This is a genomic window from Mesorhizobium sp. B2-4-17 (assembly GCF_006441275.1).
Taxonomy (GTDB): domain Bacteria; phylum Pseudomonadota; class Alphaproteobacteria; order Rhizobiales; family Rhizobiaceae; genus Mesorhizobium.
Genome location: NZ_VFUX01000050.1, coordinates 1 through 15,767, shown reverse-complemented (window position 1 = coordinate 15,767; position 15,767 = coordinate 1). Strand labels below are relative to the sequence as shown.

The following is a 15,767-nucleotide window of genomic DNA, read 5'->3' as shown; positions in this document are numbered from 1 at the left end:
TAACGATATAAAGAACTCTTTATATCACGACGGAGAGATTTCATGACCCGGACCATCGTTGCCTCGGCGACACGAGAAATCATCATCGGCTTCGACCAGCCCTTCTGCGTGATTGGCGAGCGCATCAACCCGACCGGCCGCAAAAAGCTCGCCGCCGAGATGGTGGCCGGCAATTTCGAGACCGTCATCAAGGACGCGCTGGAACAGGCAGCCTGCGGCGCCACCATGCTCGACGTCAATGCCGGCGTCACCGCCGTCGACCCGAACGCGACCGAGCCGGCACTGTTGGTGAAGACACTGGAGATCGTTCAGGGATTGGTTGACCTGCCGCTGTCGATCGACTCGTCGGTGACCGCCGCGATCGAGGCCGCGCTAAAGGTCGCCAAGGGCCGCCCGCTGGTCAACTCCGTCACCGGCGAGGAAGAGAAGCTCGAAGCCATCCTGCCGCTGGTCAAGAAGTACAATGTTCCGGTCGTCGCCATCTCCAATGACGAGACCGGCATTTCGATGGATCCGGACGTGCGCTTCGCCGTCGCCAAGAAGATCGTGCAGCGCTGCGCCGATTTCGGCATTCCGGCGCACGATGTCGTCGTCGATCCGCTGGTCATGCCGATCGGCGCGCTGGGCGATGCCGGCCGCCAGGTGTTTGCCTTGCTGCGCCGCCTGCGCGAAGAACTCAAGGTCAACACCACCTGCGGCCTGTCCAACATCTCCTTCGGCCTGCCGCACCGTCACGGCATCAACGCCGCCTTCATCCCGATGGTGATCGGCGCCGGCATGACCTCGGCGATCATGAACCCGGTGCGGCCGCAGGAAATGGAAGCCGTGCGCGGCGCCAATGTGCTCAACGGCACCGACGAGAACTGCACCAACTGGATCAGGACCTACAAGGACTACAAGCCGTCCGAAGGCGGCCAGGCCGTTGCCGCTCCGACCGCTGTCAACGCGCCGGGCGAAGGCGGCGGCAATGGCGGCCGCCGCCGTGGCGGCCGTGAAGCCCGCATGGCAAGGGGATAAGCGCGCAATCGTGAATTCACCTGCAAACATTACCGATCCGCTCGTGCTGTTCATGCCGTCCGGCAAGCGCGGGCGGTTTCCTGTCGGCACGCCGGTGCTCGATGCAGCGCGCCAGCTTGGCGTCTATGTCGAGAGCGTGTGCGGCGGACGCGCCACCTGTGGGCGGTGCCAGGTCGAGGTGCAGGAAGGCAATTTCGCCAAGCACAAGATCGTCTCCTCCAACGACCACATTTCGGCCAAGGGCCCCAAGGAAGAGCGCTATGAGCGCGTGCGCGGCCTGCCTGAACGGCGCCGCCTCTCCTGCTCGGCACAAATCCTCGGCGACCTCGTCATCGACGTGCCGCAGGATACCGTCATCAACGCGCAGACCATCCGCAAGGATGCCGACACCAGGGTGATCGCCCGCGATACGGCCATCCGCATGTGCTATGTCGAGATCGAAGAACCCGACATGCACAAGCCGCTCGGCGATCTCGACCGGCTCAAGATCGCGCTGATGAAGGACTGGGGTCTCAAGAACCTCGAATTCGACTTCTATTTGCTGCCGCAGGTGCAGGGCATATTGCGCAAGGGCAACTGGACCGCCACCGCCGCCATCCACAAGGATGCCGACAGCGACATAGCGCGTGTCATCGCCCTGTGGCCAGGCCTCAAGAACGAGGCCTATGGGCTCGCCTGCGACATCGGCTCGACCACCATCGCCATGCATCTGGTGTCGCTGCTATCGGGTCGCGTCGCCGCTTCGTCGGGCACGTCGAACCCGCAGATCCGCTTCGGCGAGGATCTGATGAGCCGCGTCTCCTATGTGATGATGAACCCGGACGGCCGCGAAGGCATGACGGTCGCGGTGCGCGAGGCGATCTCCAGCCTCGTCGACAAGGTCTGCGCGGAAGGCAACGTCCAGCGCAACGACATCCTGGATTCCGTCTTCGTCGGCAATCCGATCATGCATCATTTGTTCCTCGGCATCGATCCGACCGAACTCGGCGGCGCCCCCTTCGCGCTTGCCGTCTCGGGCGCCGTGCGCATCAAGGCATCCGACATCGGCCTCAAGCTCAACCAGGGCGCGCGGCTCTACATGCTGCCTTGTATCGCTGGCCATGTCGGTGCCGACGCGGCTGCCGTCACGCTGTCGGAAGGTCCGCATCGCCAGGACGAGATGATGCTGATCGTCGACGTCGGCACCAACGCCGAGATCGTGCTCGGCAACCGTGCGCGGGTCGTGGCGGCCTCTTCCCCGACCGGCCCGGCCTTCGAGGGCGCCGAAATCTCCGGCGGCCAGCGTGCGGCCCCCGGCGCCATCGAGCGCGTGCGCATCGATCCCGAAACGCTGGAGCCGAAATATCGCGTCATCGGCTCGGAACTGTGGTCCGACGAACCGGGCTTCCTCGACAGCGTGCAGGCGACCGGCGTCACCGGCATCTGCGGCTCCGGCATCATCGAGATCGTGGCGGAAATGTATCTCGCCGGTATCATTTCGGAAGATGGCGTCGTCGACGGCTCGCTCGCCGCGCGCTCGCCGCGTGTCGTCGCCAACGGCCGCACTTTCTCCTATGTGCTGAAGGAAGGCGAGCCGAAGATCACCATCACCCAGACCGACGTGCGCGCCATCCAGCTCGCCAAGGCGGCGCTCTATGCCGGCACCAAGCTGCTGATGGAAAAGCAGCACACCGAGCATGTCGACCGCATCCACTTCGCCGGCGCCTTCGGCTCGTTCATCGATCCGAAATACGCCATGGTGCTGGGCCTGATCCCCGATTGCGACCTGGACAAGGTCTCGGCCGTCGGCAACGCCGCCGGCGCCGGTGCGCGGATGGCGCTGCTCAATCGCGGCTATCGCCGTGAGATCGAGGAGACGGTGAGCCAGATCGAAAAGATCGAGACCGCGCTGGAACCAAAATTCCAGGAGCATTTCGTCTATGCCATGGCACTGCCGAACAAGGTCGATCCGTTCCCGAAACTGTCGGCGGCGGTGAAACTGCCGCCACGCAAGACGGTGAGCGAGGACGGTGTGGCAGGCGATGCCACCCCGCGCCGGCGCTCACGCGAAGGCCACGCGGCGCGGCGGGGCCGCGAGTAGTCATGCAAAGAAGAATGCCGCGTGTCATCTGACGCCGCATTTTTCTGACAATCCTGGCGCCGCCCCTCATCTGCCTGCCTCAATTACCTGGGCAAAATTCATTTGCATGCAAATGTTTCCGGATCGAGTCGATCCGGAAACCGAAACGCTGTTTTCGCGAAATCCATCCGATACATATTCAACGCATTTAGCGGACGTCGAAACGGCGGCCGGAGATCTCCACGACCACGGCCGCCTCAGTTCTCAAGGAGATAGAAATGTCGATGTTCGAAAACCTCAACCGCTTCGGTGTGACCATCAGGCAGGCCCATGCCAGGAACAAGGCGATCCGCGCGCTGAATGCCCTGCCGGCGCATGTCCAAAAGGACATCGGCTGGCCGGCCTCGCCGCCGAGCGACCCACAGGCGGCACTCGCTTCGCTGCTCCTGGGCACCACGCGCTGATGAATTTCGCCGACAAGTGCAAATTGCTCGTCAGGCGCCGGGGACCTCGCATACTCCCGGCGGTGACCAGCAACCGGCTGCGCGCCGCACTTTTGCCGTGCCGCTGACTGCGGCACGGATCACACCGCCGTGTGGACACGGCGTAAATCTTGACATTTTTGGCCAACGCACGATCTTCGCAAGAGAGGGGGAATTCTCTTAGTCGGCTGCAGCCGAAGCTCGTGTATGCGCATGCCAAGTTTGAAAAGCCATTTCGTTTCCTTCGTGCTCAGGTACAGCCGCAAGAAGGCGTTTTCCAGCCCTGAAAACCTGCGGCGCTGGATTGCTGCCGCGCGCAAGACGGAGGATCATCGACCGCCAGCCTCGTTGCACCAGCGTTTCAACATAGAGGCGCACATGGTCGACGGATTCCCGGTCTACGAGATCGCCCCCAGGGCCGGCGAGCGCAAACGGATTCTCTACCTGCACGGCGGCGCCTATGTCTTTGAAATCACGCCCTACCATTGGCATTTGATTGCCGACATGGCCGACCGGCTGGGCTACGCCGTCACCGTGCCCATCTACCCCATCGCTCCCGAGCATGACTTCCACGCCATGTTCGGCATGGTCGGCGATGTCTATCGCCGCATGCTCGACGAAACGGAGCCGGACGACATTATCTTCATGGGCGATTCAGCCGGCGGCAACATGGCCGTGGTGCTGACCATGATGGCCGCCGAGGAACGATTGGCTCTGCCGTCGCGCCATGTGCTGATCTCGCCTGGTCTCGACATGTCGCTCGCCAATCCCGAAGTGTTCGAGGCCGAGGGCAAGGATCCCTGGCTCGGCATCGCCGGCGGCCTGGAGGCGATCCGGATGTACAGTGCCGGGATCGACCGCACCGACTGGCATATCAGCCCGCTCTACGGCGATCTCTCCGTGCTACCGAAGACACTCCTTTTGACCGGTTCGCGCGACATGCTCAGTCCCGACAATTTGATCTTCGCCAAGAAGGCGCGAGCCGCGGGCGTCGAGGTCGATGTCATCTACGAGGAAGGCATGTTCCACGTCTGGCCATTGATCGACATGCCGGAATCGCGGCGGGCCCGCCAACGCATGGCCGCGTTTCTGAGCAGCGAAAAACCCGCGGATCAGGGCAAAAGCGAGGCGATCAGCTGGTCGGTCAAGGCTTCGTCAAGCGATCCATTCAAGACCGGCTTGGCGAGCATGTAGATCGCCTGCAATATTTCTTCATGATGTTCCGGCTGATAGTCGATGTCTTCCCTGCATTCGGTCAGATCAGCCCATGCTTCCACATCGACAGCGGTAAGAGCTCCCGCTCGGGCCCGTTGTAGGACGCTCACGATCTGACCAGCAGTCAGCATCACCACCGGGGTGTCGGACCAGCCCAGCACGCCGATTGTCTCAGCAAGACGATCAATCGGTTTTGCGAACGTGACGAGATCGCCGAGCACCGAAGCTCGGTTCATCGCGACACCTGTCAGAATTTTCCGGTTTCCCGGAATACTTCGAAGGTCGCGCGGATGTGGTCGGCGACGGCCTTGACCGGTGCGCTGGCGTCCGGTGCCACCACCATGGCCAGATTATAGGTGCCGATGTCGGGCATGCCGTCCTTCGGGCAGAGCTCGACCATATCGTTGCCAAGGAACGACTTCGGCAGCGGCGCCACGGCGAGATCGGACATGATGGCGGCACGCTGGCCGGCCGTATGGGCGCTCATATACGCTATGCGGTAGTTGCGGCCCTCGCGTCCCAGCGCATCAAGCGCACCGGCGCGCCAGGCGCAGCCTTCTTCCCACAGCGACACCGGCAGCGGTTCGCGCAGATGCGCGCAGCCACCCTTGGCGCCGGCCCACACGATCGGCTCGGTCAAAAGCACCTCGGCGCCGAGCGCGCTGGTCTTGTAGGAGTTGGTCAGAAGCGTGATGTCGAGCGCGCGGTCGTCCATGCGGCGGCGCAGATTGCTGCTCTGGTCGATGGTGACGTCGACGGCGATCGAGGGATGCGATTGCGCGAAACGCTTCAGCACATGCGGCAGCACGCGCTCGCCATAGTCATCCGGCGAGCCGAGCCGGACCACGCCGACAATGTCGGGAATGATGAACTTCGAGACCACCTCGCGGTTGATCGACAGCAGCCGCCGGGCATAGCCGAGCAGCATTTCGCCATCCGTCGTCAGGGTCACCGAGCGGGCATCGCGGGCGAACACCGAGCGGCCAAGAATATCCTCCAGCTTCTTGATCTGCATCGACACCGCCGACGGCGTGCGAAAGACGGCATTGGCGGCAGTGGTGAAGCTGCCGGTCTCGGCAATCGCCACGAAAGTGCGCAAAACGTCAAGATCGAGCAGCGGCAGCGGATGATTGAGTGGGGCGTTCATGGCGATCGGCCTTCAATTTTTCTGATACAAAGCATCATTCCATTTCGTTTGATTGAACATCAGATCAGGAGCATAGTCAACTGCATCGGTTGAGGATGCTGCCATAAGCAGCCATGAAACGACTCCGACACAGACCTGCAATCGATATGAAATGAAGCTGAAACAGACCTGGCGTAACCAGCCGCTGCCTGGGCATCGCCGCCTGGCGCATAAGGAGAAATGAAATGTCTATCCTGTCCTCCCTCGGCCGCATCGCGACCGAATTCAGCGCGGCCCGCGCCCGCTACCAGACCGAACGCGCCATCCGCTCACTGCCGATCGAACTGCAGAAGGATATTGGCTGGCCTGAAGCTGCCGACGCCAAGACCGGCATGCGCAACGGCATCGGATCCTGGGCTGGAGCAAAGTAGATCGTGTGTACCCTGTGCTGAAGGCCTGCCGTGCATTCCGCCCGGCAGGCCTTCTCGTTTTATTGGACGTTTCTTGTCGTTTTATTTGTATTCAAATGAATTCAGGAGCCATGCCGCCGCTGCATGGCGCATATGAACAAGCCGCATAGCATCTCGTTTTCTGAACTAAGCCACTGTAAACAATCGCGAGTTCTGGACCCCCCGCCCCGCCTTGTCGCATGTGGTGTCGCTTTTCATATCAAGCGCTTCGCTTTTGCGATTTAGTTTCCGCTCACACAAGCCTATATCACCGTCAGCAAACGAGCTGCCCCACTCCATCAAGCGAAGGCGACCCGTCTGAGCAACCGATTGGAGATGATCATGAAGCTTTTTTCCCGCCTCTTTGCACGCCGCGAAATGAACCTGACCACCGCTCTCGAGCGCCAGCGCCTCGCCAACACCATGCCCGGCCAGACTGGCGCTATGGCTGCCGCTCGTCTCGGCTTCGTCGCCTAATATTTTTTTGAGACAGCGCTCCCTGCCGCTGCCTTCACGACTGTAACGCCGCCTGGCTCAAGCCAAGGCGGCGTTTCTGTTGTGCCGCGTTGCGCCCGGGCTTGTCCCGGATCGCATCATGGGTTCCCGCCTGTGAATTGCCCATTTGCGACCCATGTCGCAAATTTAATCTTGTCCAAGCGGTGTAGCCAATTGACAAGCATGGGATTTCCTGATGTCGCTATGCTATTCGCGACATCCTGTTCGCGTCATGGCTGCGTGAGGTTCCCGTGAACGCCGTTAAGCATCCGATCAAGCGATCGTTTGTATTCTTCCTTATTCCCGATTTCACCATGATCGCCTTTGCGACCGCGCTCGACCCGTTGCGCTCCGCCAACCGCATGCTCGGCTACGAGGCCTATCGCTGGCGCCTCGCCAGCATCGACGGCAAGCCGGTGCGCGCCTCGAACGGTGTGGAATGCGCGGTCAACACCTCGCTGGAGGAGGAACGCAAGAAGATGGCGGGGCCGGATCGTCCCAACATGGCCATCGTCTGCAGCGGCATCAATGTCGAGCGCTACCAGAACAAATCGGCCTTCGCCTGGCTGCGCGAAGAGTATAATCGCGGCGTTGCCGTCGGCGGCCTGTGCACCGGCGCGCATATCCTGGCCTCCGCCGGCCTGCTGTCCAACAAGCGCTGCGCCATCCATTGGGAGAACCTGCCGGGATTTTCCGAAGCGTTTCCCAAGGCCAATGTCTTTGCCGACCTCTTCGAGATCGACCAGAACATCTATACCTGCGCCGGCGGCACCGCTGCGCTCGACATGATGCTGAAGCTGATCGGCGACGATTTCGACGAGAGCCTCGTCAACCGCGTCTGCGAGCAGGTGCTGACCGACCGCGTGCGCAGCCCGACCGACCGCCAGCGCCTGCCGCTGCGCGCGCGTCTTGGCGTACAGAACTCGAAAGTGCTGACCATCATCGAACTGATGGAGGCGAACCTCTCCGAGCCGCTGTCGCTGATCGAGATCGCCGATCATGTCGACCTGTCGCGCCGCCAGATCGAGCGCCTTTTCCGCACTGAGATGGGACGCTCGCCTGCCCGCTACTATCTGGAAATCCGGCTCGACCGCGCCAGGCATCTCTTGATCCAGTCCTCGATGCCGGTGGTCGAGGTGGCGGTCGCCTGCGGCTTCGTCTCGGCCTCGCATTTCTCCAAATGCTACCGCGAGCTCTATGCCCGTTCGCCGCAGCAGGAGCGCGTCGACCGCAAGCAGTTGCTGGCGGCCTGATCCGAAACTACCGGATCAAGCCTCGGCTGGTTTCACCTGTGCTGTCCGCATCGCCTCGGCGCGTATGTCCTCGGTCAGCCGCGCCTTCAACGCCGAGAATTCCGGGCTGGTCTTCAGCGTGTAATGGCGCGGATGCGGCAGGTCGATGGCGACGTCCGATTTGATGCGGCCGGGCCGCGCCGTCATCACGATCACGCGCGAGGCCATGAAGATCGCCTCCTCGATGTCGTGGGTGACGAATAGCACCGTCTTCTTGCGCCGCTCCCAGATGCCGAGCAGAAGCTCCTGCATCAGCCCGCGCGTCTGGTTGTCGAGGGCGCCGAACGGCTCATCCAACAACAGGATCTCGGGATCGTTGGCCAGCGCGCGGGCAATCGCCGTGCGCTGCTGCATGCCACCCGAAAGCTGCTTTGGCCAATGGTTTTCGAACCCCTTCAGCCCGACGAGATCGACATAGGACGCGACGACCCCGTCCCGCTCCTTTTCAGCCATGCCGCGTTCGCGCAGGCCGAAGGCGATGTTTTCAGCGACCGTCAGCCATGGGAACAGCGTGTAGGACTGGAAGACCATGCCGCGGTCCGGTCCCGGGCGCGTCACCGCCTTGCCGTCGAGCAGCACGCGGCCTTCGCTCGGCGCCTCCAGGCCGGCGACGATTCTGAGCAGCGTCGACTTTCCGCAGCCTGACGGCCCCAGAATGGTGATGAAGTCATTGGCGGCGACCGCCAGGTCGATCGGCATCAATGCCTTGACCGGCTGTCCGCCGCGCACGCCGGCAAAGGTACGCGAGACTCCCTCGATGAGAAGTTTGCTCACGCCAGGCTCCACGGAAAGAGCCAGCGGTTGAACGCCTTGAAGGCGAAATCGGACAACAGGCCGATCAGACCGATGACGATGATGCCGAAAATGATCTGTCCGGTCGCCAGCCGCGACTGGCTGTTGATGATCATGTAGCCGATGCCAGAGGACGAGCCGATCAGTTCGGCGACGATGACATAGGTCCACGCCCAGCCGAGCACAAGCCGCAGCGTCTCGGCGATTTCAGGCGCATTGGCCGGCATGATCACCCGCTTGACGATGCTGTTGTTGGTCGAGCCCAGCGTATAGGCGGCCTCGACCAGATCGCGCCGCGTCGACCCGACCTTGACGGCGATGATCAGGATGATCTGGAACACCGAGCCGACGAAGATGACCAGCAGCTTCTCCAGTTCGCCAATGCCGGCCCAGAGGATGAGCAATGGAATGAAGGCCGAGGCCGGCAGGTAGCGGGCAAAAGAGACGAAGGGCTCCAGGAATGCTTCCACCGGCTTCCAGGCGCCCATGGCGATGCCGAGCGGCACGGCGACGACCGAGGCCAGCACGAAGCCGCCGAAAACCCGCCAGATGGTGATCAATATGTCGAGCCAGAAACGGTCCTCGACCAGCAGGCGCCATCCGTCCCTGAGCATCGACAGCGGGTCGGCGAGGAAGATGCGGTTGACGTGGCCGCCAAGTGTGATCCAGGCCCAGAAGACCACGAACAGCACGAAGAAGGAAATGCCGAGCACGGTTCGAATGCCCGGCGAGACCGGATGCAAGGGGCGCATCTTCATCCTTTGTCGGAGGGAAAGCGACGGCGCCCGGCGCCACCGCGTGATGCCCAGGGTTGATCCGTCAGTTCGCCACCGCGCTGGTGTCTGCAAGCGTAGTGACGTCGGGCGCTTCCTTGATCAGTCCCATCTGCAGCAAAAGCGCGCCTGCGGTCTTGGAAAAGTCCGGGAATTCCTTGGTGAAGAACTGCTTATTCTCCGCCTTGTCCGCCCATTTCAGGTATTTTGCCGAATCCTCGAATTCCTTGGCCGACTGCTTCACGTCGGCGCCCATGATCTCGTAGGATCTCTGCGGATCCTTCTTGATCAGGTCGAGCGCATCGAAATAGCTGTCGGCGAGCGCCTTGGCGGCATCGGGATTGGCCTTGAGGAATTCGGGCGTGCAGCCGACCGTATCGAGAACCATCGGATAGTCGAGCGTGGTCGCCAGGATATGGCCCTGGTCGGCCTTGTCGCGCACGGCCGAGATGAACGGCTCATAGGTGACCGCCGCGTCGTTCTGGCCGGCAAGGAAGGCTTGGGCCGCCGCGTCCGGCTCCAGATTGACGACCGTCACGTCCTTGGTCGACATGCCATTCTTGTTCAGCACCCAGGCGAGCAGGAAATAGGGCGACGTGCCCGGTGCCGACGAGGCCACGGTCTTGCCCTTGAGATCGGCGACGGTCTTGATGTCGTTGCGTACGACGATGCCGTCGGCGCCATAGGATTTGTCGAGCTGGAAGATCTGCTTGGTGGTCACCCCGCTGGCGTTCCACACCAGCCAGGTCTCGACCGTGGTGGCGGCGCATTGCAGGTCGCCGCTGGCGATGGCGAGCGGACGGCTGGCCTGCGGCACCTTCTTCAAGGTCACGTCGAGACCGTGCTTTTCGAAGAGGCCTGCCTGCTTGGCAAGCGTCAGCGGCGCGAACCCGGTCCAGCCGCTGATCCCTATGGTCAGCGACGTGGCAGCCATGGCCGGCGCGGACAAGCCGGCGGCAAATGTCAGAGTTGCGGCAAGAACGGCGATCCTGGTCATGTCAGTTCCCCTTTTGTTTTATCTGAAGGGAATTGTCTCACAGACGTCAATCGGCTTGTCAATCAACAGGATGGTGAGGCGCACGGAGACCCAGGCAGTGTCCTGCAACCAGATCGGCGGCCGGCCACCAGCCGGCCGCCCGAAACCCGGTATCAGTAGCCATCACAGGAGCACTCTGCGGACGAGATTCGGTCGTTCCAATCGCCCCCGAGCTCGCGGACCCGGCGCCTGATCTCGATCGATTCGCCGCTCATATTCGTATCCTCATAGGCAACCAGCGTGCAGCCCCGGCGAACGAACACCGACGACACACGGTCGTTCCAGAACTGGCCGCCGCGAAAATTCACGGAATCGTCGGGCCCCATCTCGATCGACCGCCCGCGAAAATTCGAGTGCTCGAACATGACGCAGGCGGGCTGGTCGTCATATTGGGCGCTGGCGCCGTCGGCAAAAAGGACCGACGCGACGGCAGTCAGGATGACAAGGCGTTTCATCTCATGTTTCCTCGGTTTGGCCGCGACGCCCCTAGCCTGAATAGCATGATCTGGGCACTCTGCCACCGCTTCGGCCGGCGAGGCAAGCCTGGAGTATGATGCCGAAACCTGTGAAGCGGTTTTCGGACGACATCATGCTCTATCTCTTTGATCCAAAGGCGGATTCAGATTTCAGATCGAATCGATCTGAAATCATTCTGGCTCTAGCGGTTGTCTAGCCTCCAGTTGCGGTTGCGCCACATTTTCTCGCCGATCTGACAGTCGACGGCCGGCTTGTCCTGCGCCAGCACCACTGGCGGGTGATCGGCTGCTTCCGCCGCCCATTGCGGTGACGCCGAACCGGCAAGCTCGAGCACCAGCTTGCGGCGGATAGCTTCGGGAAATTGCGTCCAGTCGTTGACCGGGATCATGAAGGCTCCGGGGCCGCCGATGACGCAGTCGCTGTAGTAGCGGTCGAGATCGTTGACGTCATAGGCGCTGGTGAAGCCGCCTCGGGTCATCAGCGGCAGGCCGTTGATAACGATGCCCTGCCTGACCACCGCGTCCCGGGTGAGATTGACTGGCGCGCCCTGGTTGTTGGGTCCGTCACCGGAAACGTCGATGACGCGCCTGGTCCCCTCGTAGCCGCTTTCGGCGAGAAGGTCGCTGCCGAATTCCAACGCGCCGGAGATCGAGGTGCGCCGCGCGCTGTCGGGCGGCTGGGCCGACAATTGCGCCACCACGCGCTCCGCGTCAGCGCGGTTGGCGATCACCGTCCACGGCACGATGACGCGCTGCCATGTTGTGCCGGCCCACTCGACATAGGTGACCGCGATCTTGCCGTAGGTGCCATTGGCAATGGCCCGCAGCACATTGTCATGCGTCAGCGCCGCCGCGTAGCCATGGCGCTGGATCTCGAGTTCGTCCGCCGACATCGACAGCGAAACGTCGACCGCCAGCACCAGTTCGACATCGACCGGCTCGTCCGCGCGGGTCCCGGGCGCCAGCCAGAGAATCAACGCCAGCGCAGCGCAGCTCGAAAGGAAATGTCTTGCGCTCGGGAAAGCAGACATTCCTTGAGGGTAAGCGAAAACGGCCTGGTTAAAAAGACAAAAGCCCGGCTCTATGCCAGGCTTTTTGCGATCAGTCCGTTGCTCCGTCCGCGATCAGCTGCGCGGCTTGAGGTTCTCCGGGTCGTAGAGCGGCTTGTAGCCGACGCTGGCCACTTCGACCGGATAGGTCTCGCCGAAATACTCCACCTCGAGCTTGCGGCCCTCTTGGGCATAGGCCCAGGGCAGGTAGGCGAGCGCGATGTTCTTGCCAATGGTAGGGCCATAGGCGACCGACGTCGTGAAGGAGCGGCGGCCGAGTTCGTCGACGAGCGTCTCGCCGGTTGCCGGATCCATCACAGGCATGATGCCGACGGGGTAGCGGGCAACACCCTTGCCGTCCTTGTTGTCGGTCATGACAAGCGTGCACAGCATCGCCGGCTGGTGCTCGCGGGCGCGATATTCCAGATGCTTGGCCTTGCCGCAGAAATCGTTCTCCTTGACCTTCGGACGCGCGAGATCGGCTTCCAGCAGATTGTATTCGGTCAGCAGGTCGGCGTTCTGCAGGCGCAGGCTCTTTTCCATGCGGCGCGTGTTGGCGTAAGTCTCGACGCCGAATGGCATGACGCCGGTCGAGCGCAGCGCGTCCCAGACTGCCAGCCCATCCTCGTAGCGCATATGCAATTCCCAGCCCTGCTCGCCGACATAGGAGATGCGGAAAGCCGTGACGTCCTTGCCGCCGATCCGGATCGGCTTGATCGCGGCGAACGGGAAATTCTCCAGCGACAGCCCTTCGGGATTTTCGACCACCTTCTGCAAGGTCGTGCGGGCATTCGGCCCCCAGATGCCGATGGTGACGTATTTTTCCGTCACATCGGTGATAGTGACGTCAAAACCTTTGTCCTGCGCCGTGCGACGCATGTACTGGAAGTCGCGTGGGCCGGCGTCGGCGCCGTCGATGACGCGGCAGCGGTCGGCCATGCGGATGACGGTGAAGTCGGCGCGCACCATGCCTTCCTCGTCGAGGAAATGGGTGTAGATACCCTTGCCGATATTGTTGTCGCCGCCGATCTTGGCCGCGCAGAGCCACTCCAGCAACGCGACGTGGTCAGGTCCTTCGACGTCATACATCGAGAAGTGCGACAGGTTGACGATGCCGCAATCCTCGCTCATCGCCAGGTGCTCGGCATTGGAAACGCGCCAGAAGTGCCGGTTGTCCCATTCGTTCTCGCGCACCGGCACGCGGTTGCCGTATTTTTCGAGCAGATGCTCGTTGGCGGCATAGCCATGCGCGCGCTCCCAGCCGCCCAGTTCCATGAAGTAACCGCCGAGCTCCTTCTCGCGCTCCCAGAATGGGGAGCGCCTTATGTTGCGGCCCTTTGAGAACGGCTCGCGAGGATGCACCGCCGGATTGTAGACCTTCATCGCCGTTTCGGTGCAGCGATCCCAGATGAACTGCTCCTTGGTCTGGTGCGGGTAGAAGCGCGCATAATCGATGGCGTGGTGGTCGATCACGGTACGGCCGTCCGTCATCCAGTCGGCGATCAGCTTGCCCATGCCGGGGCCGTCCTTGACCCAGATGGCGACGGCATACCACAGGCCCCTCACCTTCTGGCTCTCGCCCATGGACGGACCGCCATCGGCCGTCACCTGCAGCAGGCCGTTGAAGGAATGGCTTTCATTGTAGCCGAGTTCGCCCAGGATCGGCGTCAGTTCCATGGCGCGTTCGAGCGGCGCCAGGATCTGCTCCATGTCGAGGTCGCGCTGCGAGGGCGACAAACGCGCCTGGTCCTTTTCCAGCAGGTCGCGCGGGTGGCAGAGACGCGGATTGGTCTCTTCGTAATAGCCCCATTCGATCTGCCCGCCCTCGGCGGTCTTGGGATCGCCCGTGTCGCGCATATAGGCCGAGTTGCCCTGGTCGCGCAGCAGCGGCCAGCCGATCTCCTTGCCGGTGCCGGCGAACTCATTATAGGGTCCGAAGAAAGTCAGCGGATGGTCGATCGGCATGACCGGCAGGTCCTCGCCGACCATCTCCGCGATCAGCCGCCCCCAAATGCCGGCGCAGACGATGACATAGTCAGCCTCGATCGTGCCACGGTCTGTCACCACGGCGTTGATGCGGCCATCCTTGACCACCAGCGACTTGGCTGGCGTGTTGGCAAAGGACTTGAGCTTGCCCGAGGCTTCCGCCTGGTCGACGAGCTTGCCGGCGACAGTCTGCGAGCGCGGAATGACGAGGCCGGCATCCGGATCCCACAGGCCGCCCTGCACCATCTCTTCTTCGATGAGCGGGAATTTTTCCTTGATCTCGCCCGGCTCGATCAGTCGCGCGCGTGTTCCAAACGCTTTCGCAGAGGCGATCTTGCGCTTGATCTCGTCCATGCGGCTGTCGTCGCCAACGCGGGCAACCTCGAGACCGCCGATGCGGGCGTAGTGACCCATCTTCTCGTAGAAATCGATGGAATAGAGCGTCGTCCAGCAGGACAGGAAGTCGTGGCTGGTCGTGTAGCAAAAGTCGGAGGCGTGCGCCGTCGAGCCGATATCGGTCGGGATGCCCGACTTGTCGATGCCGACAATATCGTCCCAGCCGCGCTCAATCAAATGATGAGCGATCGATGCGCCGACAATACCGCCGAGGCCAATGATGACGACCTTCGCCTTTTTCGGAAACTCTGCCATTGCCCGCGACTCCAGTGTGATAAAGCGCGCGGACTATAGGGCCGAGCGATGGGGCTGATGAAGCCTGTTTGCGACATTCGGAAAAAGCCAAGCGACTAAGTCCTATCTCAGGAGCGGGCAGCGCGTCGACTTCGACCTTGATCATGCCGGGGCGATTGCGCACCGGTCGAAAAATAGTGAAACGCCCGGTTGTAGGCGGCCGCCGAGGTCGTATGTCCGGCGTCATTGTTAACCCGCTACCGAAACAATAAAAGGCCGAGCAATGCCCGGCCTTTCCAACCATGCCGCAGAGATTACTTTATGCGGGCAACGCCGCCTGAGATTTCGACGGTTTCCGAACCGGTCAGGGCTTCAAGATCGCCATTGGGCAAGGTGACGAAGCAGCCATTCTGGCAGAACTCAACGGTTTCCCCTCCAGCCAGCGCAAGTTCGGTCTTACTGCCACCCTCCGTCACGACCAGCGTGCGGGTCTCGGCGTCCTTGTTGACCGCGCTGGCGGCATGGGCCGAGCCGCTCACGGCGAGCAAGGCGACGGCAGCGACGAGAGACTTCCACATGGTGCAATATCGGTGTTCCCACCGCCCCTGTTGCATTTCGCAAGGCATTTTCGCCCGTTGCATGGGAGCTTATATGAGATGGAAGCTGAACCGCAACTGAATGCCGCATTCATGCCGCAATTGGCTTTGGCTTCTCCAGTGCAGGCCGCAGGCGCACGCCGGCCCTGTTGATTTCAAGACCGATCTGCACACGGCACTCCCCGTTCCGATCGCGAAGAGCTGACCGGCTCCGATATCTAGAGCAGAATCTGATCACTCTGGCTCGTAACCTGCGGCGCTGAAGTAGTTTGTGCATTGCTCGGCGGTGAAGCG

Annotated in this window: 16 protein-coding genes; 7 read left to right on the top strand and 9 right to left on the bottom strand. The window is 62.0% G+C overall.

Translation table 11 applies throughout. From position 1 onward, the window contains the following. Positions 1-42 precede the first annotated feature (42 nt). From FJ548_RS28120 to FJ548_RS28105, 4 genes are all read left to right on the top strand, one after another. A complete protein-coding gene (locus FJ548_RS28120) occupies positions 43-1,017 on the top strand; it encodes a methyltetrahydrofolate cobalamin methyltransferase (protein ID WP_140612311.1) in 975 nt (324 codons plus the stop codon). Next, positions 968-3,097, top strand: a complete 2,130-nt coding sequence (locus FJ548_RS28115) for an ASKHA domain-containing protein (RefSeq protein WP_140612313.1) — start codon at positions 968-970, stop codon at positions 3,095-3,097. The genes FJ548_RS28120 and FJ548_RS28115 overlap by 50 nt, the downstream gene beginning before the upstream one ends. 257 nt (positions 3,098-3,354) lie before the next feature. After that, positions 3,355-3,540: a hypothetical protein gene (locus FJ548_RS28110; RefSeq protein ID WP_140612315.1), complete on the top strand. Its 186-nt coding sequence runs from the start codon at positions 3,355-3,357 to the stop codon at positions 3,538-3,540. 231 nt (positions 3,541-3,771) lie between these two features. Then, on the top strand, positions 3,772-4,752 hold the full coding sequence (locus FJ548_RS28105; RefSeq protein WP_140612317.1) for an alpha/beta hydrolase: 981 nt from the start codon (positions 3,772-3,774) through the stop codon (positions 4,750-4,752). Here the strand turns inward: FJ548_RS28105 and FJ548_RS28100 are convergent. Both FJ548_RS28100 and FJ548_RS28095 read right to left on the bottom strand, forming a co-directional pair. Beyond that, positions 4,671-5,009, bottom strand: a complete 339-nt coding sequence (locus FJ548_RS28100) for a hypothetical protein (RefSeq protein WP_140779588.1) — start codon at positions 5,007-5,009, stop codon at positions 4,671-4,673. The two genes, FJ548_RS28105 and FJ548_RS28100, sit on opposite strands and share 82 nt — an antisense overlap. An 11-nt stretch (positions 5,010-5,020) precedes the next feature. Next, complete coding sequence (locus FJ548_RS28095; RefSeq protein ID WP_006335555.1) at positions 5,021-5,920, bottom strand: LysR substrate-binding domain-containing protein; 900 nt, start codon at positions 5,918-5,920, stop codon at positions 5,021-5,023. Positions 5,921-6,144: 224 nt separating this feature from the next. On the opposite strand from FJ548_RS28095, the gene FJ548_RS28090 reads away from it, so the two are divergent. The 3 genes from FJ548_RS28090 to FJ548_RS28080 all read left to right on the top strand — a co-directional run bounded on the left by FJ548_RS28090 (position 6,145) and on the right by FJ548_RS28080 (position 8,096). Next, positions 6,145-6,330, top strand: coding sequence for a hypothetical protein (locus tag FJ548_RS28090; RefSeq protein WP_140612321.1), 186 nt, complete (start codon positions 6,145-6,147; stop codon positions 6,328-6,330). 360 nt (positions 6,331-6,690) lie between these two features. Continuing rightward, positions 6,691-6,825: a hypothetical protein gene (locus tag FJ548_RS30790; RefSeq protein ID WP_081295128.1), complete on the top strand. Its 135-nt coding sequence runs from the start codon at positions 6,691-6,693 to the stop codon at positions 6,823-6,825. Positions 6,826-7,094: 269 nt separating this feature from the next. Beyond that, positions 7,095-8,096, top strand: coding sequence for a GlxA family transcriptional regulator (locus FJ548_RS28080; protein WP_140612323.1), 1,002 nt, complete (start codon positions 7,095-7,097; stop codon positions 8,094-8,096). Positions 8,097-8,111: 15 nt separating this feature from the next. On the opposite strand, the gene FJ548_RS28075 is transcribed toward FJ548_RS28080, so the two are convergent. From FJ548_RS28075 to FJ548_RS28045, 7 genes are all read right to left on the bottom strand, one after another. Continuing rightward, entirely contained in the window at positions 8,112-8,909 is a 798-nt protein-coding gene (locus tag FJ548_RS28075) for an ABC transporter ATP-binding protein (protein WP_140765818.1), read from the bottom strand. Beyond that, positions 8,906-9,679 carry an ABC transporter permease gene (locus FJ548_RS28070; RefSeq protein WP_140765882.1) on the bottom strand — a complete coding sequence of 258 codons (774 nt, stop codon included), beginning with the start codon at positions 9,677-9,679 and terminating at the stop codon, positions 8,906-8,908. The genes FJ548_RS28075 and FJ548_RS28070 overlap by 4 nt, the downstream gene beginning before the upstream one ends. Positions 9,680-9,746: 67 nt before the next feature. Then, the gene (locus tag FJ548_RS28065; protein WP_140765820.1) at positions 9,747-10,697 is read right to left on the bottom strand and encodes an ABC transporter substrate-binding protein; all 951 of its coding nucleotides are present in this window, start codon (positions 10,695-10,697) and stop codon (positions 9,747-9,749) included. A gap of 152 nt (positions 10,698-10,849) precedes the next feature. Further along, a complete protein-coding gene (locus FJ548_RS28060) occupies positions 10,850-11,191 on the bottom strand; it encodes a peptidase inhibitor family I36 protein (protein WP_140612336.1) in 342 nt (113 codons plus the stop codon). A 203-nt stretch (positions 11,192-11,394) separates the two neighbouring features. Further along, a complete protein-coding gene (locus FJ548_RS28055) occupies positions 11,395-12,243 on the bottom strand; it encodes a DUF1194 domain-containing protein (RefSeq protein ID WP_140698347.1) in 849 nt (282 codons plus the stop codon). Positions 12,244-12,336: 93 nt separating this feature from the next. After that, the gene (locus tag FJ548_RS28050) at positions 12,337-14,898 is read right to left on the bottom strand and encodes an FAD-dependent oxidoreductase (RefSeq protein WP_140779587.1); all 2,562 of its coding nucleotides are present in this window, start codon (positions 14,896-14,898) and stop codon (positions 12,337-12,339) included. A gap of 293 nt (positions 14,899-15,191) precedes the next feature. Then, positions 15,192-15,455 carry a hypothetical protein gene (locus FJ548_RS28045; protein ID WP_027145877.1) on the bottom strand — a complete coding sequence of 88 codons (264 nt, stop codon included), beginning with the start codon at positions 15,453-15,455 and terminating at the stop codon, positions 15,192-15,194. Positions 15,456-15,767: the final 312 nt, after the last annotated feature.

Excerpts from the sequence above, each read along its gene's own strand:
- FJ548_RS28120 (WP_140612311.1), top strand. The coding sequence starts at position 43 with ATGACCCGGACCATCGTTGCCTCGGCGACACGAGAAATCATCATCGGC.
- FJ548_RS28115 (WP_140612313.1), top strand. The coding sequence starts at position 968 with ATGGCGGCCGCCGCCGTGGCGGCCGTGAAGCCCGCATGGCAAGGGGAT.
- FJ548_RS28110 (WP_140612315.1), top strand. The coding sequence starts at position 3,355 with ATGTCGATGTTCGAAAACCTCAACCGCTTCGGTGTGACCATCAGGCAG.
- FJ548_RS28105 (WP_140612317.1), top strand. The coding sequence starts at position 3,772 with ATGCCAAGTTTGAAAAGCCATTTCGTTTCCTTCGTGCTCAGGTACAGC.
- FJ548_RS28100 (WP_140779588.1), bottom strand. The coding sequence starts at position 5,009 with ATGAACCGAGCTTCGGTGCTCGGCGATCTCGTCACGTTCGCAAAACCG.
- FJ548_RS28095 (WP_006335555.1), bottom strand. The coding sequence starts at position 5,920 with ATGAACGCCCCACTCAATCATCCGCTGCCGCTGCTCGATCTTGACGTT.
- FJ548_RS28090 (WP_140612321.1), top strand. The coding sequence starts at position 6,145 with ATGTCTATCCTGTCCTCCCTCGGCCGCATCGCGACCGAATTCAGCGCG.
- FJ548_RS30790 (WP_081295128.1), top strand. The coding sequence starts at position 6,691 with ATGAAGCTTTTTTCCCGCCTCTTTGCACGCCGCGAAATGAACCTGACC.
- FJ548_RS28070 (WP_140765882.1), bottom strand. The coding sequence starts at position 9,679 with ATGCGCCCCTTGCATCCGGTCTCGCCGGGCATTCGAACCGTGCTCGGC.
- FJ548_RS28065 (WP_140765820.1), bottom strand. The coding sequence starts at position 10,697 with ATGACCAGGATCGCCGTTCTTGCCGCAACTCTGACATTTGCCGCCGGC.
- FJ548_RS28060 (WP_140612336.1), bottom strand. The coding sequence starts at position 11,191 with ATGAAACGCCTTGTCATCCTGACTGCCGTCGCGTCGGTCCTTTTTGCC.
- FJ548_RS28055 (WP_140698347.1), bottom strand. The coding sequence starts at position 12,243 with ATGTCTGCTTTCCCGAGCGCAAGACATTTCCTTTCGAGCTGCGCTGCG.
- FJ548_RS28050 (WP_140779587.1), bottom strand. The coding sequence starts at position 14,898 with ATGGCAGAGTTTCCGAAAAAGGCGAAGGTCGTCATCATTGGCCTCGGC.
- FJ548_RS28045 (WP_027145877.1), bottom strand. The coding sequence starts at position 15,455 with ATGTGGAAGTCTCTCGTCGCTGCCGTCGCCTTGCTCGCCGTGAGCGGC.